Here is a 24,743-nt window from a genome sequence, read left to right as displayed (position 1 = left end):
TGCCGCCGAAAAGACTTGACATGTCCCGGCAGGCGTCCGTGGAGCGGCGCGCCGATCCGGGGCCGATCGGCCTGCGGACAGAGCGCCAGGGCGCGAGCGCGCGGCGCGGCCTGGCCGCGGCGGCGGTTCAGGGCGATCCTTGCTCGTCTTCCTCCTCGGCCGGGGCGACGTCTTCCGGCGCTTCGTCTTCCGTTTCGCCCTCGTCCTCCGCGCCCTCGTCCTCCGCGGCGGTCTCGCCTTCCTCTTCTCCTCCGGTGGACGCGGCGCCACGGGAGACGGGGAAAGGCGCATAGGCCTTCATCTTGTCAGTGCCGGCATACCAGTACTCCGCGGCGGCGCGCAGCCTTCGCTCGGCGATCACGACGAGCGTGTACGCGGCGTCGCGGAGCTTGCGCGAGCGCAGCGCCTCGGGCGAGAGCGTCTTGTCGGCGAGCATGCGCGCGAGCAGCGGTGACAGCTCGCGGAGGCGGGCCACGGCGGCGGCCTCGCCTCGAGGGGCCTTGTCGACGGCCTCGGCGTGCTCGGAGCAGAGCAAGAGGAGGTCGGAGACGTCCTGGACCAGATCCGCGTCGCCGCTGCCCGCGCGGATCGCCATGAGCCGCTTTTGCCCCTCGGCGCTCTTCTTGAAGCGGAGGTCGAAGAAGCGGAGGAGCGTTTGTCGGTGCAGGGCGGCCTCGGCGGCCGGCTTCGCGAAGGTCGCGGCGGCCTGCTCCTGGCGCTGATGCGCAGCTTGCCAGCGCGATTGCGTGACGCGCAGGAGCTCGATCTTGTCGCGGAGCCCGTGGATCTCCTCGAGGGTGAGCGGCGGGTCGTCCTCGGGGAAGGGGGTGCGGACGAGATCCGCCGCGTCGCGCTCGGCGGCGAGCTGGATGCGGCTCGCCCAGATGACGCGCCGGGCGAGCTTGCCGGGAAAAATAAGGGTGTTCTCGCCGAGCGACTCGGCCTCTTGGAGGAGCTCGGCCTCCCGGGCGGCGCCGAGCGCGTACGCTGCTGCTCTGGCGGAGGAGCGAGGCGCGCCCTGCGCGTCGCGCGAAGCGTGCTTCCTTGAAGCCCTGCTGGTCGCGGATGACGTGGTGGACGTGGTGGTGGATACCTTCGTTGCCATGGTAGAGATACGCCTCCTTGTCGGGGCCGGCGCCCCTCGGAATGAGGGGCGGAGGATTGGCGAAGGTATTGGCGACTCAGGGCATGGGCCAGTGGAAAGCACGTTTCCGTCACGTCGCGCGTGGCGTACCGGGCTTGAGGGTTGAGAGCGGCGGTGTGCCGCGGAGTCGAGCGGGGCGGCGTGCCCGGCGCCGTGCGGCGAGCAGCGGGCCACGGCGCTGGCGGGGATGCGCAGGAGGGGGAAAGTGTTGCGCAGGACACGGAAATGTGTGCGCAGGAGGGGTGCTGGGCTGCGCAGGAGGGGTGCGGAGCTGCGCAGGAGGGGTGGCGAGGCTGCACAGGAGGGAACGATCTGTTGCGTAGGACACACAAACGGGTGCGCAGGAGGGGTGACGAGGCTGCGCAGGAGCCGCGCGAACGTAGCGTAGTTCACCGAATGGGGCGCACAGGAGGGTGGCGGAGCTGCGCAGGAGGGGCGGCGAGGCTGCGCAGGAGGGGCGGCGAGGCTGCGCAGGAGGGGCGGCGGGGCTGCGTGGGAGGGGCGGCGGGGCTGCGTGGGAGGGCGGCGGAGCTGCGTAGGAGGGGCGGCGAGGCTGCGCAGGAGGGTGTACGAGCGGAGCCCTGGTAACACTTCTGACCGGGAGCCGCGGGGCTGGACCGGCTGGAGTCGCGCGACGGAATCCTCGCCACCCGCCCGCTGCTCGTGATGCGCCGGTACGACTTCGACGATCTCTGGCGCTGGCTCGAGAAGACCGTCGCGTCCTGCGAGGCCGAGACCTGGCCCGCCTGCGTCGAGAACCTCCGGCGTTACTTCGCCTGGGAGTACGAGGGCTACCGGGAGCCGTGACGCGAGACGAGCCCGGGCGACGACGCGCTGGCCTCCGATGCGCTTGCCGAACGTGCCGCCCGGACCGCCCTGCCGCGCGGCTCCTTCTGCCTCCGCGGATCACTTCAGCTCGTAGACGTCGACCCTGTCCTCCATCACATCGCCGCGGGCGCGACGGAGGAAGGGGAAGCCGCCGGTGCCACGCGCGCGCATAGCTGCGTGTCGACCACCGGCCACGCGGCCGGCGGTACATCATGGCACAATCTGTGTCCGACTCCCTCGCGGCGCGTGGCACACCACTGGGGCCAAGACATCGTTGTTTCATCAGCATTCCCGCGCAGCGTCCTCCGGGCGCGCAGCTTGCTTTGTCCCGGCGTCATGCGAACGACGATGGGCTTGATCGCCGCGTTCATGGCGGTTCTGGTTGGGTGCGGCTCGGAGCAGGGCGGGGGACCGGGAGGGGGCGGCTCGGCCGGCGGCGGGGCGGGAGGGGGCGGCTCGACCGGGGGCTGGATCGAGTGCTTCGAGGCGAAGCCTGGCTGCGTTGTGCCCTCGGACGCTCCGCGGGTCGAGAACCCGAGCGTCCCGGCGGAGGATCTGGCGTCGCTCGCGCGCAACAACGCGAGCTTCGCGCTCGATCTCGGGCGCGCGCTCCAGAGCTCGGACCATAACCTCGTCTACTCGCCCTTCAGCATCTCGACAGCGCTCGCGATGACCTACGCGGGCGCGCGGACCACGACGGAAGAGGCGATGGCCGAGGCGATGCGGTTCGAGCTGCCCCAGGCGCGGCTGCACCCGGCGTTCAACGCCGTGGACCTCGAGCTCCGGAAGCGCGCCAGGGACTCCGGCGGAACGGAGGGAGGCGGCTTCCGGCTCCACACGGCCAACGCGATCTGGTCGCAGAGCTTCAGGATCGAGCCGCCGTTCTTGAAGGTGCTCGGCGAGCACTATGGGGCGCACGTGCGGCTCGCGAACTTCGACTCCGCGGAGGAGGGGGCGGACCTCATCAACAAGTGGGTGAGCCATCACACGGAGGGCAAGATATCGAATCTGCTGGCCAGCGTGCCCATGGGCGGGACGGAGTACGTGCTCGTCAACGCGATCTACTTCGACGCCGCGTGGCGCACGCCGTTCGAGGAGCGCGCCACCAAGCCCGGGACGTTCCGGCGCGGCGACGCCACGAGCGTCACCGTCCCGATGATGCGCGGCACGCAGGAGACGCGCTACGGCGCCGGCGACGGTTGGGAAGCGGTGGAGATCCCTTATGCGGGGACCCCCGTCTCGATGTTCCTCGTGCTGCCTGCCGAGGGGACGGCGGACGCGTTCCTGGAGTCGCTCGACGGTGCGGCGCTCGAGGAGATCATCGCCTCGATGCAGGAGCGGTCGGTCGACATCACCATGCCGAAGTTCTCGTTCCGCTCGTCCCCCCTTCTCGAGCAGCCGCTCAGCGAGCTCGGCATGGAGATCGCGTTCGACCCCGGCGCCGACTTCTCGGGCATCACCGGGAACCGGGGGATCTACATCGATGACGTCATTCACCAGGCATTCATCGGGGTCGACGAGGCCGGGACGGAGGCGGCGGCGGCGACGGCGGTCGTCCTCGCCTCGGCGGGCGTGGGCATCTTCCACGAGCCCGCGGCGATCGTCCTGGACCGCCCGTTCTTCTTCTTCATCAGCGATGGGCCGACGGGGGCGCTCCTCTTCGCGGGGCGCGTCAACGACCCGACGGCGCGCTGAGCTCCTTGGGCCCTCGGGGCGGGCGCCGACGCGCTAGCCTCCGATGAGCTTCCCGGCGCGCTCCCGCGCAGCCCCGGCGCGGAGCGGCAGCCCGTCGGGCGCGAGCGGCCCGCGCACCGTCACGCTCCCCTCGCGCAGGTCGACGCGCAGCGTGCCGTCGCCGTGCGTCCAGGCCACGTCGAACTCCGTGCCGGTCACCAGCACGGCGAACGGCCCCGCCTCGACCGACCAGCGCGCCCTCGGCCGCGGGACGACGCGCAGCGACGCGCGGCCGTCCTCGAGCAGCATGCGCGCTCCGGCCGCGTCGACCTCCGCCACGCGCAGCGCGCTGCCCGGCGCGAGCGCGACCGTCGTGCCGTCCGTGAAGCGGAGCCGGCCCTCCTCGCCCGCCGCCGCGGCGGATAGGACAAGCAAACGCGTTCCGCAAAGTGAAGATTCTCGGAGCCGTTCCTGACTCGTGCAGTCCGACGGTACGAGCTCATTGACAGAACGGGCCCTATGCGATCAGGCAGGTCTTCCACGCCTGAAACGCCTGGGATTACCGCGACGTAGCACCAAGCGGAAGGCATCCTACCGTATAGCTGTACCCTACTGAGAATGGCGGGAGCACGATGCGCGTTCGTGTTGCTCACGTAGAGCTGTCAAAGGCTTGTGCAGCATCCTTCGGCGCCGGTCTGTCGGGCAGTTCTCTCGTCCGCAAGGCCGGCTGACCGGCCGGCCTTGCCTCAGCTCCCACTCAAGCCCCTAACGCACCGTCGATGGTGTGCATGGCGCCGGTCACGAAGCCGGCTTCCGGTCCGGCGAGCCAGGCCACCATGGCGGCGACCTCTTCCGGGCGGCCGTGGCGCTTGATGGCCATAAAGCTGTGCATCAGGTCCTTCATGGGGCCGTCGGCGGGATTGGCGTCGGTATCGATCGGGCCCGGCTGGACCACGTTGATGGTGATGCCGCGCGGACCGAAGTCGCGCGCAAGCCCGCGTGCGAGGCCCTGCAGGGCCGACTTGCTCAGCGCATAGGCGGCCATGCCGGGAATGGGCATGCGATCGCCGTTGACCGAGCCGATGATGACGATGCGACCGCCCTCCGGCATCTGCCGGGCCGCTTCCACCGAGGCGTGGTAGGGGGCGTGGATGTTGATCGCGAACAGCCGGTCGACGTCATCGGGATCGAGTTCTAGGGCATCACCGAACACGCCGATGCCGGCATTGACCACCAGTACGTCCAGTGGCCCGTGTTCGCGGACGGTGGCGATCACCACGTCGCGCTCGGCGCTGTCGGCCTGCACCGCCAAGCTGCCGGTCTCGTTGGCCACCTGGCGCGCCGCGGCCTCCGATCCGGCATAGGTGAAGCTGACCTGCGCGCCCTCGGCGGCGAGCCGACGGACGATGGCCGCACCGATGCCGCGGCTGCCGCCGAGAACCAATGCCCGCTTCTGCTTGAACATCATGGAACCGCTCCTGTTGTGGATTTATGTAGCGCATGCTACAGTCGCCAAGTGACGCCGTCAAGGAAAATTTAGCGATGACTACAAAAATAGGTCGCCCGCGTGGCCGGCCACGGTGTTTCGATGCCGAGGCGGCGGTGTCCACGGCCCAGCGGCTGTTCCACGTACAGGGCTACGACGCGGTCAGCATTGCTGCGGTGACTGGGGCGCTCGGGATCAATCCGCCCAGCTTCTACGCGGCCTACGGCAGCAAGGCGGCGTTCTACGGGCAGGTGCTGGCGCAGTACTCGCGCGAGCACGGGGTGCCGCTGGACACGCTGCTGCGCGAGGATCGCCCGGTCGCCGATTCGCTTCAGGCCGTCCTGATGGATGCCGCACAGCGCTATGCCGCGGACCCTGACGCACGCGGCTGCATGGTGCTGGAAGGCTTGGGCTGTGACGATCCGGAGGCGCGCTGTGCGGCAGCGGCGTATCAGCGCGCTGCCGAGGAGGCAATCCACCAGTACGTGTCGCAACGCCATCCTGCGCAAGCCGATTGCGTGACCGATCTTGTCAGCACGACCATGGCGGGCCTCTCCGCGCGGGCGCGACAGGGTGTGGGCGCGGAGCGCCTCGCGGCCGTGGCCACGCTCGCCGGCGAAGCGGTCGCGCACGCGCTCGAAGCGCCAGCGAAAGGCACGGCGTCAGCGCGGGGCCAGGGACAATCCCGGCCGCGGAGCGGCGCAATCGCCAGGGCAGGGAAGTAAGGCGCCATCGGCGTCCACCCGACCACCCACCATCGAGCCATCCCGGCTGTTCCACAATCGTCGCCGGAACTGGCCTGATCGAGGGGCCGGAATCTCGGAGTTTTCGAGGGCTCGAAGGAGGATCGAGCGACGTGGCGAAACGGTGGTCTTTGCAACGAGAGCCGCCGCTGCGAACCGCTCCATTATCCGCTCCGGGCCTACGCCATCCCTATCTGCGGCCTGCTCACCTGGCGCATGGTCATCGCTCGATGGCGAAGCTCAACACCAACAACACCGGATTATCGAAGGTGCAGGGCCTGGGCGATCGGCTCCCCAACCTGAGGAATCCCCTCAAATTTTTGGGGAATTCACATGAAGACGGGAAGACGGGAAGCAAAGTCTCTGGGAAATCTTCCCGCCTTCCCGCCTTCATGTTCAATTTTTCGCTGGAATCGGCCACAAAATGAGGGGATTTGTCATCTCCCCAACCCCACCGGCTTCGGCGTCTTCACGTGGCGTGTTGGCGCACGGTGCGGATTCTCTACTCGGTAAAGACCACTGGTGCGAACGCCGGCGCAGGCTCCCTCACACTCTGGCACGGAGGGGGACAGCAGTCACCTGAGTTCGATTCATCTTCTGGAGCCAGCACAGGTGATGGGGGCGAGGGCGCCTCCTAACCTCTACTCTTCCTTACTCAGCCACTCCCTGAACCCGACCGTCTCTAGACGCCGAACGACTCGGTCCACATCGATGGTTTCAGAATGTTCCTGCGCTGCGTACACATCGTTCAGCACGATCCCGCGATTCTTTCCCGTGAGCTCCGCGGCGACAATGACGACATTCTCATCGCACAGGTATCGTGCCAAGACTGCGAGTAACGGCATGTACTCATCCTCGGCAACTCCGTCCGGAAACGCACGCAAGAGGAGCGCGAACGTATCACGCAAATGATCGGGCACGGTCATGATGGCTTCCTCCTGTTTTTCACGCAGCGAAATGGGACGATGAATAAAGGCGGGGAATACCACGCCCCGGGCCTTGGCACCCTTCACAAAATTTTTGCGGATAGGACAAGCAAGCGCGTTCCGCAAAGTCAAGATTCTCGGAGCCGTTCCTGACTCGTGCAGTCCGACGGTACGAGCTCATTGACAGAACGAACCTTATGCGACCAGGCAGGTCTTCCACGCCTGAAACGCCTGGGATTACCGCGACGTAGCACCAAGCGGAAGGCATCCTACCGTATAGCTGCACCCTACTGAGCTCGCGCCGCGATTGCACGGGGCGCCGGCCAGCGGTCGCCGGGACATCGCCGGTTCGCCGGAGCGAGCATGGTGCTCGGTCATTGGCGGCGCGAGCCGGCGGCGGAGGGGGGCCCCGGCGGCGGCGTTCGCGCTTCCAAGTGAAGGCGTCTCCGACTATCGTGCGCTCGATGGCGGAGAAGCATACGGTCGAGCCGGGCGAGTGCATCGCCAGCATTGCTTTCGAGCGCGGCTTCTTTCCCGATACGCTGTGGAAGCTCGCCGCGAACTCCGAGCTGCGCCGGGCTCGCGGCAATCCCAATGTGCTGCTCCCGGGCGACGTGGTCGAGATCCCGGACAAGCGCCTGGGCGCGGCGGCGTGTGTGACGGCGCAGCGGCACGTGTTCCGCCGCCGCGGGGTGCCCGAGAAGCTCAACATCGAGCTGCGCGCCGAGAACGCGCCGCGCGCCGACCTCGCCTACGTGCTGACCATCGACGGCATCGCCCACGAGGGGCGGACCGGGAGCGACGGCCGGGTCAAGGCGTGGATCCCGCCCGGCGCGCGCCGCGGCACGCTCGCGATCGGCGAGGCCGAGCGCTACGAGCTGGCCCTCGGGCACCTCGCACCGGTGAGCGAGGAGAAGGGCGTGCGGGCTCGCCTGGTGAGCCTCGGGTACTTGCCGCACGAGGCGGAAGCCGCGCCTGAAGGGGCGGCGCCGGTGATCGCCGCGGTGCGGGAGTTCCAGCGGGCGCAGGAGCTCGAGCCGACCGGCGTGGTCGACGAAACAACGCGACGAGCCCTCGTCACGGTGCACGGCGCCTGAGAGCGCGCATCTGCCTGATTGGTCGGTCCGATTTCGGGGGCGCTCCGAGCCCGGCCTGGCGCATGAAGCTCCGCCCGGCGGGCGGCCTCTCACACCACGAAGTTGAAGGCCCTGGCGCAGTTCGCGCAGTTCCACTGGATGTGTCCGGCGAGGGCCGCGCCCGGCCGCAGCGGGCCCTCGTAGGCCGCGATCCCGGGCACGGCCGCAACCCCTGCCACGCCGACGATTCCAAGGGCCGGCACGGCGACGACGGGGGCCACGGCGAGCACGGGCGCGACCGCGGCGATGTTCTCCCAGCCGAGCGCGATGTGGCCGTGCGGGCTGGCGTCCGGCTGCAGGCTGGCGGCGGTGTTGACGGTGTTGCGCCGCTCTCTCCAGCCGCGTGACCGGTACTTGGCGATCGCGATTGGATGCGGGTGGCCCATCGGTCCCGGTGCGGCCGGGTGGCAGTGTCCGGTCCCGTTCAGACCGTAAGAGTAGGCAATGCGCCCTCCCGCCGTTCCCGCCACCGCGGGGTAGACCGGATCGGCCAGGTAACCCGAGCTCGTGGCGGCGCGGATGCCCAGTTGCTCGACGTTGAGCGCCGCCGCGGCGCCCGCCTCGGCACCGAGCACCGCGGCCCAGTCGGCGATCGAGGCGACGGCGTTGGTCTGGGGAAAGGCCCCGACGACGGCGGGGATGGCCGCGGCGGTCGCGACCACGGCGGCGGCGCGGCGCGCGTAGAGGCAATCGAGGAGGGCAGAGACCCCGACGAAGCGCGGCTGCAAACCGAACAACGCACCGGCGACCGGCGTTGCGTAGAGGGCGCCTGGGTGCATCGCCTGGACGACCTGGCCCCCGATCAACGGAGCCATCGCGCCCGCGGCGGCGACGTGCGCTTCCGCGGCTTGACTGAGGGCCACGAGCCCGACGACGGGTGCGAGTGGCATCGGGTAGACGTGACGCGCAGCCAGGAGACAGTAGCGGCCGAGGTCGTACGGCGAGATCGCGTTGGGCTCCATCGCCCCGAGCGCGAGCGCGGCGGCCACGGCCGCGTTGATGATGTTGGCGTGATCGGCGGCGGCAGCGCCGAGGATCTGCGCGGTGCAGCCGGCCACGGCCGCGGACGCCACCGCCGCCGGCTCGTTGGCGACGATTGCCGGGAAAGCGGCGGCGTAGTCGTTGAGCCGGACGCGCTCCACGAGGCACACGGCCGCGGCGGCGTAGCGGACCGCGGGCGGCGTCGCAGCGCTTACAGCGGCGACGATCGCCGCTGCGTTGGCGTCGGCGGCGACGGCGGCGAGCGCGCCGATGACGGCCGCGGTGGCGCCGTTCGCCACCGGGGTCGCGCCGTTCGCCGCGGCCACGGCGGCTGCGTCGATCGCCGCGGCGGTTCCGACGCTGCCCCAGCGTGTCGCGGCCGCGACTGCCATCTCGATGACGGTGCCGGGGCGGGCGGCGACCGTCTGTGCGACGCGGGCGACGGCGACCTCGGCGCTCGTGCCGGCCCACGGGATGGAGTACGACTCGATCTGCGAGCCGTCGACGCGGTTCGAGCCGTGGTGGGTGGCGAGCAGGCCGACGACGATGGGCGTCTGCGTGCCGGCGGCGAGCAGCGTCTGCGTCGGCATGCGCGAGTAGTTGGCGTCGCCCGTCAGCAACACGTAGCGCTCTTGTGTGGTGAACGGCGCCGGGTTGCCGACCACGGTCGGGATCGCTGGATGGGGCGGCGGGAGAGCGAGCGCGGGAGGGTTGTTGACCGCGCTGTTGACGATGCCGAACAGCATGTCCTTGACGGCGTTGCGTCGCTTCCGGGTGCGCGCGGCGGGGCTGTCGGCAGCCACGATGACGGGGGGCGTCGCGCCGATGTGGGTCACCGCGGCGACGTCGCCGAGGCCCGGCGCGGCAGCGCCGCTCAACACGTCGGCGGCGGCGTTGGCAATGGCGCGGTGGGCGGCGTGCCCGACCAGCCCGTTCGCGGCCACGACGGCGTTCACCGCGGCTTCGATCAGCGGCAGGGTCTCGTTCGCCACGGCGACGCGCTGCGCGTTGACCGCGGCCACCCACGCCGCATGGTTCGCGGGCGGCGCGGCGCCGGCCGCGACGATCGCCGCGGCGAGCGCGACCACCGCCGAGTTGGCGACGTTGCGGGCCACGGCGGCGGCGGCGAGCGCGGTGCCTCCGCTGGTGGCGACCGCCTGCGCGACGGCCTGACAGGCGGCGGCGATCGCCGGGACCGGAGCCGCCATCGCCGCGGCCACCGCCGACGCGTACGCGGCCGTCGCCGAGGTCTGCGCGACCTGAGACGCCGGTGCCGCGCCGATCGCCGCGCCGAGCCCGAGGTGGGCCGGCCAGCCGGCGGGGATGCCCGCGACGTTGGGAAAGTTGACGATGCCCGCGGCCGCGGCCGGCGCCGCCGCGGCGACGTTCGCCGCCGCGGCGGGGACCGCGGCGGCGGCGTTGTTGGCCGGCGCTTCGGCCCCGCCGATCTGATCCTTCACACACACCCAGGCGACCAGCCCGCTGTCGTTGCGGCTGTCCTCGTCGAGCGGGGTCGGCCCGTTGGCGCGCTCGACGAAGCCCCACGGAAAGCGCATGTGCGAGCCGGCCCCGCCGCCGCCTGCGAGCCACAGGTTGAACTGTCCGCCCGCCTGCAACACGCGGGCGATCACGTGGAGCGAGGCTGTCCCCATGTGCTGCTGCGGGGCGAGCCAGCGCAGCGTCAAGGCGTGGTGCTCGCGCCGCACCATCGCCCAGTGGTCGCTGTCCCAGTGCGAGAGGATGATCAACGGACGGCGGCAGAGACACGGCGAGGTCGGCGCGGCCGGCGCCGTGCCCACGGTGAAGTCGGTCGCATAGCCGAAGTCGAAATAGGCAATCACGTGATTGTCGTGATTGACGAACATCGTGCAGTGGCCCTGGCCGATGTTGAGCGTGCCGAGGAAAGGTTGGTGCGCGTGGTTCGGCAGGAGCCGGGCCATCGGGTTCAGCACCGGCCGACTCCCGGCGGCCCCGATGCCGGCTCCCGCGATCGTCGGCAGCCCGGCCCACGGCGCGATGTTGAGCGGGCTCCCGGTGTAGGCGAGGGGTTCTGGCCTGGCCCCGAGATCCGGCGGAACGAGGCGACCTGGCAGCGCGACGCGGCCTGGCAGCGCGAAGCCCCCTGGCAGCGCGAAGGCCGGCTGCGGGCTCAGCGTCGCCGTGAGGTCGCCGACGACGTCTTGCACCACGTCGTGCAGCGTGCCTTTCACCAGCGCGGTGGCGCCCGCGAACCAGCGTCCGGCTCGCCGCGCCAGGGCCGTCACGCTGGGCGCAACCGCCCGAGGCCTTCGCGGCGCCGCGGCGGGTGCGGCGTGCGGCGCCTGGGCCGGCGGCGCGGGCGGCGGCGCGTCGTCGTCGTCGAGCAGGTTGGCGTCCGCTCCGGCCGGCAGCGGGTCGATCTGAGGGAAGTGCAGCGCCTTGAGCCCGCCCTGGATCACCGACGGCCCGAACGCGCCTCGCTCCATCCCTTCCGTCTCGTACGGGATGCGCCGCCCGGAGGCGGGCACGCGCCGGAACGCCGCCGTCACCACCCGGCGCACGCTGCGCACGTCCTCGTCCGGAGTCGCGCCCCACTCGACGAAGTCGCCGGCATAAGCCTCGTCCGCCCGGGCCCCGCCCTCGAGCCTCAGCTCGTACCAGGCGCAGTGTTTGATGACGGGACGGACGAGGCGATCGTCGGGCGGGAGGATGACCGTGAAGAACGACACCGGGGCCGCTCCCTGGAGCACCGGCGAGTCAATGGAAGCGCCGAGGAACCAGGCATAAACCAGGTACAGATGACGCAGGTCCGAGAGGCCGAGCTTGGGATAGACCATCTCGAACGGCTTGCCGTCGAACAGCCGGAACAGCCGCGCTCCCGCCGCCGTGGACATCAGCTTTTGCCACGAGGCATCCATCCAGCGAGCGTCGACACACTCGAACTTGACCTCCCACGGCTGGCCCTCGGCCCCTTCGATGTTGCTCACGAAGGCGTAGACCGTCGGCCCGATCGCGTCGAGCACGTGGATGCGCTCGCCGCGCGGCACCGCGCGTGGCTGGGCGACCAGCGCCAGATCGGAGAACGTGTCCTTCGCCGGCGGCGGCTCCGGGACGTTCTTGCGCAATGGTTTGGGCGGGATCTCCGCCGCCGGCTCGGGGAAGCGCTCCGGCGGCGGCGCCGGTACGCTCTTGCGCGGCGGCTCGGGGAAGAGCTTGGGCGAAGGCTCGGGGGAGGGCGATGGCTCGGGCACCGGCCACGGCCCCGGCTGCGGGACCACCTCTCCATCGTCGTTCGGATCGCGGCGAGTCGCCATGGCCCGCACTCTTACCAGACAAGCGCCGGCCGGTTCCAGTGGACTGTCGCTGTCGCCCCCGGCGCGCGGGGCCTCGGCTCCGTCCAGGCGGTGAACCGCGGAATGGACCCGATGTTGCTCTCCACGAAGCGGATTGCCCACCTCGCGCGCGGGCTGCCTGCATAGCCGATTTCACGTCGAACAGCCTGTTTCGCACCGGCTCACAGCCTTCGAGACAAGCATCTTTGCGGCGGGATCTCGCGGATTGTTCGGGGCGGTGTCGCGCCTTGTTGGACACGGGGGCTCGCCGCGTGGCAACAGCCCGAGGGATACTGGCTCCCGGACACGGTCCACCTCGCCGACGTGGACGGCGATCACCGGGCCGACCTCGTCTGGAACAACCTGCACGACGACAAGCGCACGTTCGTGGCGCTCGCGAAGACGGCCTCGAGTCACCCGTGACGATCACGCATGACTCGTTACGACACCGCGGCCCGGCGGCTCAATCCGCCGGCCAGGGCTCCTCGGCCAGGTCGAAGCGGCCGAAGTCGTGCGGATAGGACAAGCAAGCGCGTTCCGCAAAGTGAAGATTCTCGGAGCCGTTCCTGACTCGTGCAGTCCGACGGTACGAGCTCATTGACAGAACGGGCCTTATGCGATGGGGCAGGTCTTCCACGCCTGAAACGTCTGGGATTACCGCGACGTAGCACCAAGCGGAAGGCATCCTACCGTATAGCTGTACCCTACTGGAAGGGGATGGCCGCCGCCGCCCTGAGTATTCGAGAGAATCTTGTCATGAATCGCTGCGCTTCCTGCATTGGGAGGAGTTGACGTTTCGGGTTCGGATTGCCGAGGTCCGGGTCCTGGCCGAGGGCAACCACCTTGATGCGAATGTTGCAATGGCGATGCCAGCCGCCATTGGACGGCTCGGTGAGGCTTCGGGGCGATCTCGGACCGATCCGACCGTTGGAGCGCCGGCGGAGATCCAGGCGGACCTGCGGCGGGCGCGTCGAGCGGGACCCGCGCGGGGGCGATGAAGCCTTGCGTCCCGAAATGAAGCGGCGCTTCTCGACAGGAGGCGAGGCCGGCGCCGCGAGGGGGGCGAGGCGTGCCCGGAAGATCGGACGACCAGACGCCTGTGGGGGGTTTTGGGGGAGGAAGCGCCCTTGCGCTGGGGGCCCGAAGTGCCGGCTCAAGTGGCACGTCGCTTGCAGTTACGTCGCTTGCTGTGACGCCGCGCCAACGAAGCGAGGCGCGCAGGTGCTGCTACCGGACCGAGGGGAGCGCCGCTGCCGCGCCTGCGTACCAGGTCTGCGCGGTCAACGCCCAAGGATAGGAGAGAACAACATGACAATGCACATCATTTTTCTGATCGATAGCAATTCTATCAAGCAGAATCCTGGAGGGCAGTTTGGCAGTCCCAAGACTTATCCGGGGTCGCACCCTCCTCTCAAGTACGGGAGAGGGAACGATCCCACTACCTACACCAACCAGGGCGGGGACACTCCCGTGACTGTGTACTTCAACGAGGAGGTCCTCATCTCCGTCCAGGACGCGAACTCCAACGTCGGCGTGGCGTGCGCCCCGGTGGGCTTCGTCGCGATGACCTGGAAGACCGATCCGATCACCCTCGGTGACCTCACCGGCGGGGATGCGATCATCGGAGACGTCAGCTTCCGGGACACCCGCGTCAGTTCGTATGGTTATGACTATGTCGTCGGGCCGAACTCGCAGTGGGCGCAGGAGAATGGCTACCAGTACCTGGTCACCCGCCATGACGCGAGCCTGACTTCGCCCGTGAAGCGCAACCCGTACATCCTTGTTCCGGCGCTCGCCACGCCGGGAACGCTCCAGTACGGTCTCGAGTTTTATTGCGCGATCGGCGGGGAATACATCGGTAACTACTGGTTCGATCCCTCGATCACGATCGCAGCACCGCAGTGACCATGGGCGCCGGCGTCAGCCGAGCCGTCCGAAGGCGCCCCTCGCCTCTGCCGGCCCGAGACGCCCGCGCGCTCCCGCCTGCCCTGGAATCCATGCGACGAATCGTCGGGGCTGCAGCCCGGTCCCGACGGGCCGCGCTGGCCGATCTCGCAGGCGCTCGCCGATGTGTTCCCGCCGTTCTGGCCTGGTCGACCGCCGAGCTCAGCCTATCGCCTCGGCCGTGAGCAGGCGCGTCCTCCGGCCCGACGCGAGCGTGAGGTGCTGTCCCCAGCTCGTCTGGTGCGGCATGTCCCCCTCGACGAGCTCGTTCGCCCGGATCTCGAAGCCCGCCGCGCGGTAGGCGGGGCGCAGCGTGTCGTCGACCCACGCGTCCGAGAGCTCGGGGAGCCCGAGCCGCGCCGCGTAGGGCCGGTCGTCGAAGACGCTCTGGTTGAGCAGCGCGATGAGCTCCCCGCCCGGTCGGACGAGCCGGCGCAGCGCCTCGATCACCGGCGCCTCGGGCAGCACGAGCGCCGAGAGCAGCGAGGCCCAGGGGAAATTGACGGTGAGGGTGTGGGCGAGCCCGGTGAGCTCCTCGGGGAGCGCTTGCACGGACGCGACGACGAAGAGCGCGTTCGGCCGGGCGGATAGGACAAGCAAACGCGTTCCGCAAAGTCAAGATTCTCGGAGCCGTTCCTGACTCGTGCAGTCCGACTGCACGAGCTCATTGACAGAACGGGCCTTATGCGATCAGGCAGGTCTTCCACGCCTGAAACGCCTGGGATTACCGCGACGTAGCACCAAGCGGAAGGCATCCTACCGTATAGCTGTACCCTACTGGCTTCGGCGGCTCCGCTCGTATCAGCGGCTCGATCCGACGCCACAGAGCGTCGGGCACGTCGGCAAACTTGGCTTCCACAAAGCACTGTAGCTCACACTCGATCCGACCTTTCAAGAGGTTTTAGGCTCGACTCTTGGCAGCCTAGAACTGACTGAAGAACTTCCAAACCTCTTGCGGTTGCCAACGTTGACCACCCTCTCGCGGCGGATCAGGCGTGTGCGGTCCCACGAAGGAGCAGAACTCGACCGGATAACCCGTCGTGCAGCCCATGAAGTTGGTGCACACGTGGTTTCCGGTGGCCCTTGTCGGCTCCTTCCAGGTGCAACCGTTCAGCCCGGCGTACGTCTGCGCCATCGAGACACCGCCACCGTACTGAAGGACGTTGTCGTTGGTGCCATGGGATGCGTAGAAGGCGACCGCTTCGCTCGGCTTGCAGTTGCCGGCACTGAGCTGCGCCGCTCCGTTGTAGATGGCGACGGCGCGGACACCCCAAGTGCCGGTTCCATCGAGTGGACGCGAGCAAGCCGTCCGGTAGGACATGCTGCCGCCGTAACTCCAGCCGTTTGCGAAGATCTTGCTCTTGTCGATACAGAAATTTTGCTCGACCTGCTCTACCACGGCGTCCGCGAGTGCCACGTTCGAGCCGCTTGAGTCGGGCCACCCGCAGCCGCTTTCCCCGTTGCCAGTCCCGGTGCACGGCGTTCCGTTCTTCTCCCCATTGGGAGCCACGAAGATCGTACTGCTGGCGGCGTCGGCGATGTCCTTCAGCCAGTAGTAGTTCTGCTGATACATCTGCTTGTCGTTTCCATCGAGCTGATGCCAAGCGATGACCAATCTGTACGGCTTCTTATTGTCGTAGTTGGCCGGCACGCTCAGGATGTATCGACGTTGCCGATTCGCCGCCGTAATCGAGATCGGGTTGCCGTTATTGTACATGCTGGCGTCAATGGTCGGCGTTTTGCCGCACCCGGCGGACAACGTACCCGTGTCCGAGCCTCCACCAGCGCCACCACCGGACCCGGCCCCGCCGGCTCCGCTACCACCTGAGCCAGCAGCCCCGCCCGTGTCCGAGCCGCCCGTGCCCGAGCCGCCCGTGCCCGAGCCGCCCGTGTCCGAGCCGCCCGTGTCCGAGCCGCCCGTGTCCGAGCCGCCCGTGGCCGAGCCGCCCGTGGCCGAGCCGCCCGTGGCCACGGCACCGGTGCCTGCGGAACCATTGGGAGCGCTACCTCCAGAGCCCTGCGTGTCGCTCGAATCGGACGAGCAACCGACGAGCGCCGAGGCACACGCGAACGAGTTGAGAATGACGACGAGGGAAGCGCGGTTCATTAGGCCTCTCCATAAAGGGGACGTACGGGTTTACCTACCGCTTGTAAGTACCGGAGTCACGGTCTATAAATTTATTCCTTCGCTGTTCGCTCCCTCGGTCCGATCCGCGGGTGAGCACGTGGGCGCTCGTGGGCGACGCCGAGCTGGCGCGGGCTGGATGCACTTCGCCATTCGCGAGATGCTGCGAAACCCAAAGTACGTCGGCGAATTCTCGTTCGGTCGACGGAGGTGGAATTTGTCAACGCGGATGAGACAGCGGTCACGAGAATCCTAACTCGGCACGCGCTCTCGTATCGCCGGTGGCCGCGGCGGGCTCGTACCTCGGTACAACGTCGCACGGCTCACTCCCAGCGCGGCGCACGCGGCGACCACCGAGACCCCAGGCTCGGCGAAGTCTTCCACCAGGTCCATCAGCTGTGCGGATAGGACAAGCAAACGCGTTCCGCAAAGTCAAGATTCTCGGAGCCGTTCCTGACTCGTGCAGTCCGACTGCACGAGCTCATTGACAGAACGGGCCTTCTGCGATCAGGCAGGTCTTCCACGCCTGAAACGCCTGGGATTACCGCGACGTAGCACCAAGCGGAAGGCATCCTACCGTATAGCTGTACCCTGCTGAGCTCCTTCGTGAATGAGGTCGAAGAAAGAAGAATCTACGAGCGCTCCATGGAACATGGCTATCGGGGCCAGGCGCTCAGCGTCAATGCGAGGCGACGGTGGAGCGGTCGGTTCCGTCGGTTCCGTCGGTCCCGCCCAATGCGCCGGAGCTCTTCACCGGAATCGGCGCAGCGCGGCGATGACGCGCCCAGACTGGAAAGGCGCCCAGGTGGGCGCAGGAAAGTGCCTTATCCACGATTCACGAGACAGCGCCTGACCACACACGCCGGGAGCGCTGGTCGTTCCTCGTCGTCCCGCGTCGTTCAAGGTGTCGGGGACATCTGCGGCTGACACCTGCCCGACGAGCAGACCGCCGTCATCCCGTCCGGGAACGCGGGCGCGCACGGAGGGCACGCGCCCATGCCGGCGGGACAGACCAGGGCATCGAGCCCCGCGCTCCGGTTGAGGGCGACGATGCCTGTCCCGTCGCACCCCTCGCAGCAGCCGAGGCCGTCGCGCAGGACGCAGTCCGAGTCGACCGCGCACGCTGTCAGCGGCGACGCGCGCACGTCGAGGACGACGCAGCGCCCCGCCTCGCACGTGGCGGTGAAGTACTGGGTCGTGCGCTCCGCCTCGGTGACCTCCGGGCACGCGCCGCACGCGACGCCCCCGCACCCCTGGATGATCTCGTTGAGCTTCGTCCCGGCGCGGTTGATGGCCCTGAAGTTCTCGGCGACGGCCGTGTCACAGGCGCCGCAGCAGCCCCGCGACACCAGGACGCAATCGCTCGGCGCGTTGCAGACGCCTATGTCGGGCAGCTCGCCCCGACAGGCCTCCTCGCACGCCGCGAGGGAATCGAAGCGGTTCTCGTTGCCCTCGCAGCCGCCGTAGGTGAACTCCCTGCACGCGCCGGCGGCCGGGTCGTACCAGTATTTCGGGAACGCCGCGTCACACCGACCCGGATCCGCCGGCAGCAGGCACCGGACGGGCAATTGCCCGCCGCCGCCACCGCCGCCGGTCTCCGCAGACGAACCGCCTCCGCCCGGGTCCCCGCCGCCCGAGCCTGCGGGGTCCACCTTCCCGGAGCAGCCTGCGGCGAGCAGAAGGGAGCTAAGCAAGCCAAGACCCAGGGATAAGTGCCGAGGCATGCCGGGCGAGTTGCAACGAGCATGCCCGGGCGTCCGGTCGATGCGCCCGCCGATCTCGGCCCGGATCGCGCGGGCGAGGGGCCTCGGTGTGCCAGACGGCGCGGCACACCATGACGGCGTCGTCGAGGCGGCCGGTCCCTGAGCCGATCGCCGTCAGGGGTCGCGCGTCAGCCGGACGTTGTAAAAAATGGCGCTCTCGATCGCGATGCTGCCGTTCGCCTCCTGTTGATCGAATTCAAGATCGAAGTCGACCCGTTCCTCCGCGAGCTCCGCGTCCACTGTGCACCCGGACTCGCCACAATGGCAAACATCCTTTATGCACAGATCGATATAGGCACAGTCGACGGGCTGATCGGCCAGGAAGCAGCCGTCGCTGCCTTGCAACTAGCCCTGGTCGGACTCGCAGAAATAGGTGCGCTCTCGGCCGCCCCGGGTGACCACAAGGCGCGGCGTCTGGAGCTCGCACCAGCCCTTCCAGAGCTCTGTGGGTGCGATCGAGAAACGCAGCCGGCTCTCGCTGAGGTGCGCGCCCAGTAGCGTGAAATCGAAGCCATCGTAGCGCAGGCCGAGCGCGTAACCAACCTCTATCCCGGGGTTCGGGGGATAACCCACGTCCGGATCCGTGGGCGGGGGCATCGATGGCCCCGCCCCGAAGCGCACCGTCCCCTGGATCGCCGAACGCTCCACCGTATCGATGTCGAGCTGCACCGCGTCCGATCCCGAGCGGAACTCGACGTTCTCGACGTATCCCTCCCAGTGCGCGACGAGCAGCGCGGCCGCGTCGGATCCCTCGCCGCCCGAGCTGGCCTCACCGCCGCCCGAGCTGGCCTCATCGCCGCCGATGGGCAGATCCTGCGGCTGACAGCCGGTGTTCCCGAGCGAGGCAGCCGCGAAGAGCAACGCGAGCGCGACGCGGGTCGAACGATTCATGGTTCCTCCTGTCTCTTGCGATCCATCGCTACATGACCGACGCGAGGAACATCCGTCTCTGTCAGTCGAGATTTTCTCGGAACGCGCATGAGGCGCGGACGCGGCCCGCGCCGGAGATGTCGCCTGGCGCCGCGCCGGTGTCCGGCTCCGCCGTCGGGGTGCCGCGGCTCGCTGCGTCGGGATCGATCGCGAGCGCGATGATCAGCGCCGCCGCGTCCGCGAGCTCGGCGCAGGTCTCGCCGTGGAGCTCGCGCGACCGTGTCGTCTCGCCGAGCGCCGTCGTGAGGCGGAGGTCCCACGACCCGCGCTCGTTCCGGGACACCACGGCGCGCGCCTTGAGCGGCGGCTCGCCGTTCGCCTCGGACGACCGCCCGAGGCGCTGCTCGATCTCGGCCAGCACGCGCCCTCGATCCGCGCATTCCCCGGGCGCGATCCAGTCGAGCTCGACGCCGCCCGCGTTCGCCGCGCCCTCCGCGGCGCTGGCGCGCGCCTCGGCCGCCGTCGCGGCGAGCGCGAGCGCGGCGAGCGCGGTGAAAGAAAGAGACGAAGAGGACATCGGCTGCAGCGATGAAGTCCGACCCGCGGCGGTCGCGCGGACCCATCACGTCCCGCGGATCGCGGACGACGATGGCGCCGGGCTCCTTCGCGATCCGCAGGAGGCCCTGCGCTCCGCTCGGGAGGCCGGCGCGGCTCGACGGCCAGCGAGCCTACCAGAGATCGCGGGGACACGTCCGCCAGCGCAGCCGCAGGCGGCGGGCGCGCGTGCCTCGCGGCGCCCTTCTGGCGCCACGCCCGCCCCCGTCGAGCGCCCGGCGCCGTGATCCGGCGGGCGGGCGGCGGCGCTCGCGGGTGCTAGCGTGAGGCCGTGCGCGAGCGCCTCGATGGGATAGTCACCAAGCTGACCGCGGTCCGGGAGCGGGGCCTCTCGTGTTTTGGCAGCGACGCTCATCGCTTCGAGCTGAAGCCGCCGGCCACCGAGGCCGAGGTGGCGGCGTTCGAGGCCGCGCGGCGGGCGCGGCTGCCCGAGGACTACCGCGCGTTCCTCCTGCACGTGGGGCACGGCGGGGCAGGGCCGTTCTACGGGCTCCTGACGCTCGCGCGGTGCGACGAGGCGCGGTACGAGGCGATCGACGACCTCGACACCGCGTGCCCGCTGCACCCCGACACGCTGCCGCCCGGGGAGGACTGGCTCGATGTGCTCCTGCCCGGCGAGGACGAGGCGATGGACCGCGCGCTGCGGGGCACGCTGAGCCTCGGCATGCAGGGCTGCAGCTACTTCAGCCAGCTCGTGGTCACCGGGCCGGCGCGCGGCCGGGTGGTGTACGTCGACCTCGACGGCGGGCGCCCGTATTTCCCCGAGAACGAGGGCTTCCTCGACTGGTACGAGCGCTGGCTCGACGAGCTCCTCGCCGGGTACGAGTTCCACTGGTTCGGCACCGGCATGCCGGGCTTCGAGCCCGAGCTGGCCGGCGCGCTGCGCCGGGGCGAGCGCGTGGCGGCGGCGCTGGCGGCGATGTGCCAGCTGCCGCGGCTGGGCGGGGACACGCTCGAGCTGGTGATCGCGCGGCTCGATCACCCCGAGGCGGGCGTCCGGCAGCAGGCGCTCCAGGTGCTCGGCAAATTCGACGACGGCGCGGGGGCGCGGGCGCGGCGGTTCCTGCGCGATCCGGAGCCGGGGCCGCGCCGGGCGGCGCTGAAGGTCGTGAGCAAGGGCGATCCCGCGCGCTGGGCCGCCGATGCCCGCGCCCTGCTCGACGACGCCGACGGCTCGATCGCGTCGGCGGCCCTCCGCGCCCTGGACGAGGCGAAGGTGATCATGCTGGCCGACCTCGCGCCGCGCGCCCGCGACCCGCGCAAGGGCGTGGCGACGGACGCGGGCTGGCGCCTCGCGGGCATGGCGAGCCGGGGCGTGCCGCCGTCGGAGGCCGCGGCGTTCGTCGCCGCCGCGACGGCGATGCTCGATCACGCCGAGCCGAGCGTGGCGATGTACGGCCTGCAGGTGCTCGTCCACGTGGACGCGCCGGCGCTCGTGGAGCGGCTGCGGGCGTTCGCGCTCGGCGAGGAGCGCTCCCACCGGATGAGCGCCTGCCGGGCGCTCGTCCGGCAGGACCGCGCCGCGGGCTTCGAGGTGCTGACCGAGCTGACGAGGCACGCCGATCCGTTCGTGCGCCAGGACGCCGCGCGCATGCTGGGCGACGTCGGCGACGCGCGGGTGCGGCCGGCGCTCGAGCGGCTGCTCGAGGATGAGACCAAGCCGTTCGAGCGCACCGCGACCGGCACCCGCAGCAACGTTGACCGCGTGTGCGACACGGCCCGGATGGCCATCGAGGCGATCGATCGCCGCGCGCTGCATTGAAGCGCGGCGACCGCGGCGCGGCCTCCGGAGGTCTCCGCCGGCGGGGAGCTGAGCTATAAGCGCCCTGCGCGTACTCGGTCAGACGGAATGCATCGCCCTGTGCTCCCCGCGCAGGCGAGGAGAGCGACGGCGCGTCAGGCCTCGACCTGGTTCCGTGCGTCAGAGATCCCGCCAGAAGAACCGCTCGACCACGAGCGAACGCCGGAAACAGCCGCGATTTTCATAGTTTCCGTCTGTCTCGCCGCCCCGTTGCCGGACCCTTCGATGCGCTGCCGCCTGTGTCGGGATTGTGCCTGCGTCCCCGCGCTCTGCCGGCCCAACGCCCTGGCGATACTCAGCGGGCAAAGCCCGTCTGATTCATCGCCTTGTCGGGCCGCATCCGCCAACCGTCAGGAGAGCACTTCGGTGGCGGCCTTCGCCCCAAGGGCGTTGGACCGGGCCGGTTCGCGGCCGGGCGAGGCGGTCGCGAGGTCTATGGGGATCCTGCCCGAGAAGGCAGCAGAGGGCGGGTGCGGCGGGGCTTGCACGGGTGGTGCATCCCGCCGCCACGACGTCGGGCGCAGACGTGCCGAGACAGAGCGCGGTGCCGACGGAGGCCCAGCAGCACGCACGCCACCGACATGGACGGCGCAGAAGGCGGATCGATGCCTGACCGCCACGCGACGGAGGTGGTGTTGTTGCTCTTGCCCAGGCCAGCGATGCTCATGACGTGTCCGGAGGAGCAGCGGAAGAGGCGACGACGCACGACGGCAGCGGGCGGCGAGCCATCGCAGCCTGGCCGCAGCGAGGACAGATGAACAGGTCGATCCCCGTGAGCGCGGTGAGCAGCGTGCACCAGTCGACCTTGACGACGTGGCGCGCAGAGGGCTCGCGCTCGTGAGAGCTACCTTCCCGGTGCTCATCTCCCCCGACAGCGCGCTGCGCTGCGTCTGGCGCCGCCAGGATCCTCGTGCGTGCCACCTCGAGCGTGGTGGTGGCGTGACACGCAGCCATCAGGCCGAAGTGTCGGATCTTCACGAAGCGATGAGGCAGCACGTGCAGCAGGAAGCGACGCAGAAACTCCTCCGCGGAGAGCGTCACGGTCTTGTCTCCGCGGGTCCGGAAGCACACGCCGCGCTCATCCATCGACCGCAGCCGGTGATTGGACAGCCCGACGCGGTGGGTATAGCGACCGAGGTAGGCAAAGACCTGCTCGGGCCCAGCGAAGGGCGGCTTGGCGTAGACCACCCAGGGCTTGCGGTAGAGCGCGTCGAGCAGCGCAGCGAAGGCAGCGGGGTTGGGCGGATAGGACAAGCAAACGCGTTCCGCAAAGTCAAGATTCTCGGAGCCGTTCCTGACTCGTGCAGTCCGACGGTACGAGCTCATTGACAGAACGGGCCTTCTGCGATCAGGCAGGTCTTCCACGCCTGAAACGCCTGGGATTACCGCGACGTAGCACCAGCTACCAGGAGCTCGGCGCGGACTCCCGCGACTACGCGTCGACCGCGTTCTTTCCGGCGTACCCGGACCACGACTGGAGGGACATCTCCGCGTGGGCCTGGGGCATCTCCCGCGCTGTCGACTATCTGATGACCGATCCAGCCGTGGATCGGGACAAGATCATGATCACGGGCACGTCGCGCCTGGGCCAGGCGGTCCTGCTCGCGGGCGCCCTCGACGAGCGCATCGCGCTCACGGCCCCGGTGGCGGGGGGCATGGCCTTCCGGTTCTCCGGCGCCGAGATGGGCGGCGGGCTCGGGCAAGGCATCACCGAGATCGTCGATCAGAACACCTATTGGTTCGGGCCGCTGCTTCCGGAGTTCAGGAACCGGACGGAGCGCCTTCCCTCGGACCAACACTGGTTGCCCGCCCTCACCGCGCCGCGGCTCTTCATCATGTGCAACTCGCTCAAAGATCAGTACAGATCAGTACGGAAGGGCCTACGCGGCCGTGCAGTCGTACCTCGGTGCTCAACCGGTGTACGACTTCCTCGGCGTCCCCGAGCATGTGGGGCTGAACTTCCGGCCCGGCGGGCACGGCGCCACCGAGGAGGACTGGAACGCCATCTTCGACTTTGCCGATCAGGTCCTCCTGGGGAAGCCGGGGACCCGGCGCTTCGACGTCATCCCGCCGCGCAAGGACACTCCCTAGGTAGCCAAGGCTGCCGGTCTGAACCGTTACCCAGGCCACCGGTTCGTACCGTCAATCGACCGGATAGCCCCGCCACATCCAGCGCAGCGTGTCGGGGAGCGTCTGCCTGATCACTCTCCCGTCGCAGTGGGCGGCGCCCTTCGCGTAGACGAAGCGGTAATGATACCCCTTCTCCTTGAGGATCTCCGCCACGCGCTGGTTCGCCATCACCCAGTTGTGGTGGCTGGCTTCATCCCTGGTGCTGCCGAGGTCGTTCTCGCCGACCTGCAGGAAGACGCGCAACGGCTTGGGCGGGTTCTCCCGGATGAGCCCCTCCGTGTACTCCCAGGCGCCGTCGGGGTACTCGGCCTCGGTGGGCGCGCGGGGGTTCTGCTGGTCGACGAACGTGCCGGAGTAGGTGACGATCTTGCGGTAGGTGTCGTGGCCGAACCAGCCCATGGTCAGCGCCGCCGCCCCGCCCGAGCTGCATCCGTACGTGGCGCGGCCGTCCGGGTTGCTCGTGAACTTCAGGTTGGGGTACGCGGCGTGGACGGCTTGGTCGTTCTTGACCGCCTCGAGGAGCTCCGTATCGACGAACCTCGGATAGGCGTCCGACATGGTATCGTATTCGAGCCCCCGCTCGCTGCCGTACGAGTCGCCCCCTCCGCTCGCGGCGAAGATGGCGATGACGCTCGGGAAACGGTTGTTCGGGTCCGCGACGAGGTTGTTGATCGTGTTGATGATCTCGTTCCTGTCGCGCGCGTCCTGGACGACCATGAACGGCGCCTCCACGCCGTCGACGTACGTCGCGGGGATCGCGACCTCCACGCGGCGGTTGAAATCCCCCTTGGCGTTGTCGTTCAAAGTCGGATCGTGGCCGGTGAAGATTTCGCTCTCCCGCGACGACAGGGAAAACGTGAACGTCCGCCCCTGGGGAACGCCGTCGACCCTCTTGATCTCCGGGGCGTCCTGGTAGTCAGGCCCGATCTCGAAATCGCCGTCGCCTTCGGTGCCGACCGGATCGACCGTCCCGCCCTGTCCTCCCCCGCCGCTCGGGTTCGGGTCGTCTGTGCCGCCCGCGCCCGAGGTGCTGCCGCTGCTGCTCGAAGAGCTGCTGCTGTCCGAAGAGCTGCTGCTGCTGTTGCTGTTCGAAGCGCTGCTGCTTCCTCTTCCTCCGCTGCCGCCCGAGCCGTCGGCGGCGTCGTTGTCGGACCCGCAAGCAGCGATTGCAAGCGCGACAAGGAGCGAGATACTGCATGGGATCGAGCGGGTCATGAATCCTCCTGGGATTGGGTTGCCGCCCGCCATCGGCGTGTGCGGCACGGA

General features: G+C 69.3%; 20 protein-coding genes and 2 pseudogenes. 9 read left to right on the top strand and 13 right to left on the bottom strand.

What is annotated here, in order from left to right:
* Positions 1-127: 127 nt before the first annotated feature.
* Positions 128-1,105, bottom strand: coding sequence for an ATPase (locus WMF28_RS26470; protein WP_437596097.1), 978 nt, complete (start codon positions 1,103-1,105; stop codon positions 128-130).
* A 651-nt stretch (positions 1,106-1,756) separates the two neighbouring features.
* Here WMF28_RS26470 and WMF28_RS26465 point away from each other — a divergent pair.
* Together WMF28_RS26465 and WMF28_RS26460 are read left to right on the top strand one after the other, a co-directional pair.
* Positions 1,757-1,951, top strand: coding sequence for an Imm8 family immunity protein (locus tag WMF28_RS26465; protein ID WP_437604315.1), 195 nt, complete (start codon positions 1,757-1,759; stop codon positions 1,949-1,951).
* A 357-nt stretch (positions 1,952-2,308) separates the two neighbouring features.
* Positions 2,309-3,667, top strand: a complete 1,359-nt coding sequence (locus WMF28_RS26460; RefSeq protein WP_437596095.1) for a serpin family protein — start codon at positions 2,309-2,311, stop codon at positions 3,665-3,667.
* Between the two features lie 33 nt (positions 3,668-3,700).
* Here the strand turns inward: WMF28_RS26460 and WMF28_RS26455 are convergent, their stop codons facing one another.
* Positions 3,701-4,081, bottom strand: coding sequence for a FecR domain-containing protein (locus tag WMF28_RS26455; protein ID WP_437596094.1), 381 nt, complete (start codon positions 4,079-4,081; stop codon positions 3,701-3,703).
* Positions 4,082-4,403: 322 nt separating this feature from the next.
* Positions 4,404-5,114, bottom strand: a complete 711-nt coding sequence (gene bdcA / locus WMF28_RS26450; RefSeq protein ID WP_437596093.1) for an SDR family oxidoreductase — start codon at positions 5,112-5,114, stop codon at positions 4,404-4,406.
* A gap of 74 nt (positions 5,115-5,188) precedes the next feature.
* Between bdcA and WMF28_RS26445 the strand changes: the two genes are divergently transcribed.
* Entirely contained in the window at positions 5,189-5,857 is a 669-nt protein-coding gene (locus WMF28_RS26445; protein WP_437596091.1) for a TetR/AcrR family transcriptional regulator, read from the top strand.
* A 248-nt stretch (positions 5,858-6,105) separates the two neighbouring features.
* Entirely contained in the window at positions 6,106-6,303 is a 198-nt protein-coding gene (locus WMF28_RS26440; RefSeq protein WP_437596090.1) for a hypothetical protein, read from the top strand.
* Positions 6,304-6,516: 213 nt separating this feature from the next.
* On the opposite strand, the gene WMF28_RS26435 is transcribed toward WMF28_RS26440, so the two are convergent.
* Complete coding sequence (locus tag WMF28_RS26435; protein ID WP_437596089.1) at positions 6,517-6,888, bottom strand: DUF3349 domain-containing protein; 372 nt, start codon at positions 6,886-6,888, stop codon at positions 6,517-6,519.
* A 377-nt stretch (positions 6,889-7,265) separates the two neighbouring features.
* On the opposite strand from WMF28_RS26435, the gene WMF28_RS26430 reads away from it, so the two are divergent.
* Entirely contained in the window at positions 7,266-7,898 is a 633-nt protein-coding gene (locus WMF28_RS26430; protein ID WP_437596088.1) for a peptidoglycan-binding protein, read from the top strand.
* 89 nt (positions 7,899-7,987) lie between these two features.
* Here WMF28_RS26430 and WMF28_RS26425 read toward each other — a convergent pair whose 3' ends face one another.
* Complete coding sequence (locus WMF28_RS26425) at positions 7,988-12,352, bottom strand: hypothetical protein (protein ID WP_437596087.1); 4,365 nt, start codon at positions 12,350-12,352, stop codon at positions 7,988-7,990.
* A 1,185-nt stretch (positions 12,353-13,537) separates the two neighbouring features.
* On the opposite strand from WMF28_RS26425, the gene WMF28_RS26420 reads away from it, so the two are divergent.
* Positions 13,538-14,134 (top strand): hypothetical protein, encoded by a 597-nt coding sequence (locus WMF28_RS26420; protein ID WP_437596086.1) that lies wholly within the window; start codon positions 13,538-13,540, stop codon positions 14,132-14,134.
* Between the two features lie 201 nt (positions 14,135-14,335).
* On the opposite strand, the gene WMF28_RS26415 is transcribed toward WMF28_RS26420, so the two are convergent.
* From WMF28_RS26415 to WMF28_RS26390, 6 genes are all read right to left on the bottom strand, one after another.
* Positions 14,336-14,773 carry a hypothetical protein gene (locus tag WMF28_RS26415; protein ID WP_437596085.1) on the bottom strand — a complete coding sequence of 146 codons (438 nt, stop codon included), beginning with the start codon at positions 14,771-14,773 and terminating at the stop codon, positions 14,336-14,338.
* Between the two features lie 322 nt (positions 14,774-15,095).
* Positions 15,096-16,280: an alpha/beta hydrolase family esterase gene (locus WMF28_RS26410; protein ID WP_437596084.1), complete on the bottom strand. Its 1,185-nt coding sequence runs from the start codon at positions 16,278-16,280 to the stop codon at positions 15,096-15,098.
* A gap of 917 nt (positions 16,281-17,197) precedes the next feature.
* Positions 17,198-17,992, bottom strand: a complete 795-nt coding sequence (locus WMF28_RS26405) for a BPTI/Kunitz domain-containing protein (RefSeq protein ID WP_437596083.1) — start codon at positions 17,990-17,992, stop codon at positions 17,198-17,200.
* A gap of 183 nt (positions 17,993-18,175) precedes the next feature.
* Positions 18,176-18,406, bottom strand: coding sequence for a hypothetical protein (locus WMF28_RS26400; RefSeq protein ID WP_437596082.1), 231 nt, complete (start codon positions 18,404-18,406; stop codon positions 18,176-18,178).
* Positions 18,407-18,952: a hypothetical protein gene (locus WMF28_RS26395; protein ID WP_437596081.1), complete on the bottom strand. Its 546-nt coding sequence runs from the start codon at positions 18,950-18,952 to the stop codon at positions 18,407-18,409.
* A gap of 61 nt (positions 18,953-19,013) precedes the next feature.
* Entirely contained in the window at positions 19,014-19,508 is a 495-nt protein-coding gene (locus WMF28_RS26390; RefSeq protein ID WP_437596080.1) for a hypothetical protein, read from the bottom strand.
* 309 nt (positions 19,509-19,817) lie between these two features.
* Here WMF28_RS26390 and WMF28_RS26385 point away from each other — a divergent pair, with 309 nt between their 5' ends.
* A complete protein-coding gene (locus WMF28_RS26385; RefSeq protein ID WP_437596079.1) occupies positions 19,818-21,308 on the top strand; it encodes a HEAT repeat domain-containing protein in 1,491 nt (496 codons plus the stop codon).
* Positions 21,309-22,238: 930 nt separating this feature from the next.
* Here WMF28_RS26385 and WMF28_RS26380 read toward each other — a convergent pair.
* A pseudogene (locus WMF28_RS26380) lies at positions 22,239-22,577 on the bottom strand (transposase); the annotation flags it as partial.
* Positions 22,578-22,648: 71 nt separating this feature from the next.
* Here WMF28_RS26380 and WMF28_RS26375 point away from each other — a divergent pair.
* Together WMF28_RS26375 and WMF28_RS26370 are read left to right on the top strand one after the other, a co-directional pair.
* Positions 22,649-23,191: pseudogene (locus WMF28_RS26375) on the top strand (glucuronyl esterase domain-containing protein); the annotation flags it as partial.
* Between the two features lie 46 nt (positions 23,192-23,237).
* On the top strand, positions 23,238-23,438 hold the full coding sequence (locus WMF28_RS26370) for a hypothetical protein (RefSeq protein ID WP_437604387.1): 201 nt from the start codon (positions 23,238-23,240) through the stop codon (positions 23,436-23,438).
* Positions 23,439-23,489: 51 nt separating this feature from the next.
* Here WMF28_RS26370 and WMF28_RS26365 read toward each other — a convergent pair whose 3' ends face one another.
* Positions 23,490-24,692, bottom strand: coding sequence for an alpha/beta hydrolase (locus WMF28_RS26365; RefSeq protein ID WP_437596078.1), 1,203 nt, complete (start codon positions 24,690-24,692; stop codon positions 23,490-23,492).
* Positions 24,693-24,743: the final 51 nt, after the last annotated feature.

This window comes from Sorangium sp. So ce590 (genome assembly GCF_051521365.1).
Lineage (GTDB): Bacteria > Myxococcota_A > Polyangia > Polyangiales > Polyangiaceae > Sorangium.
This window is presented reverse-complemented; position numbering and strand designations above follow the sequence as displayed.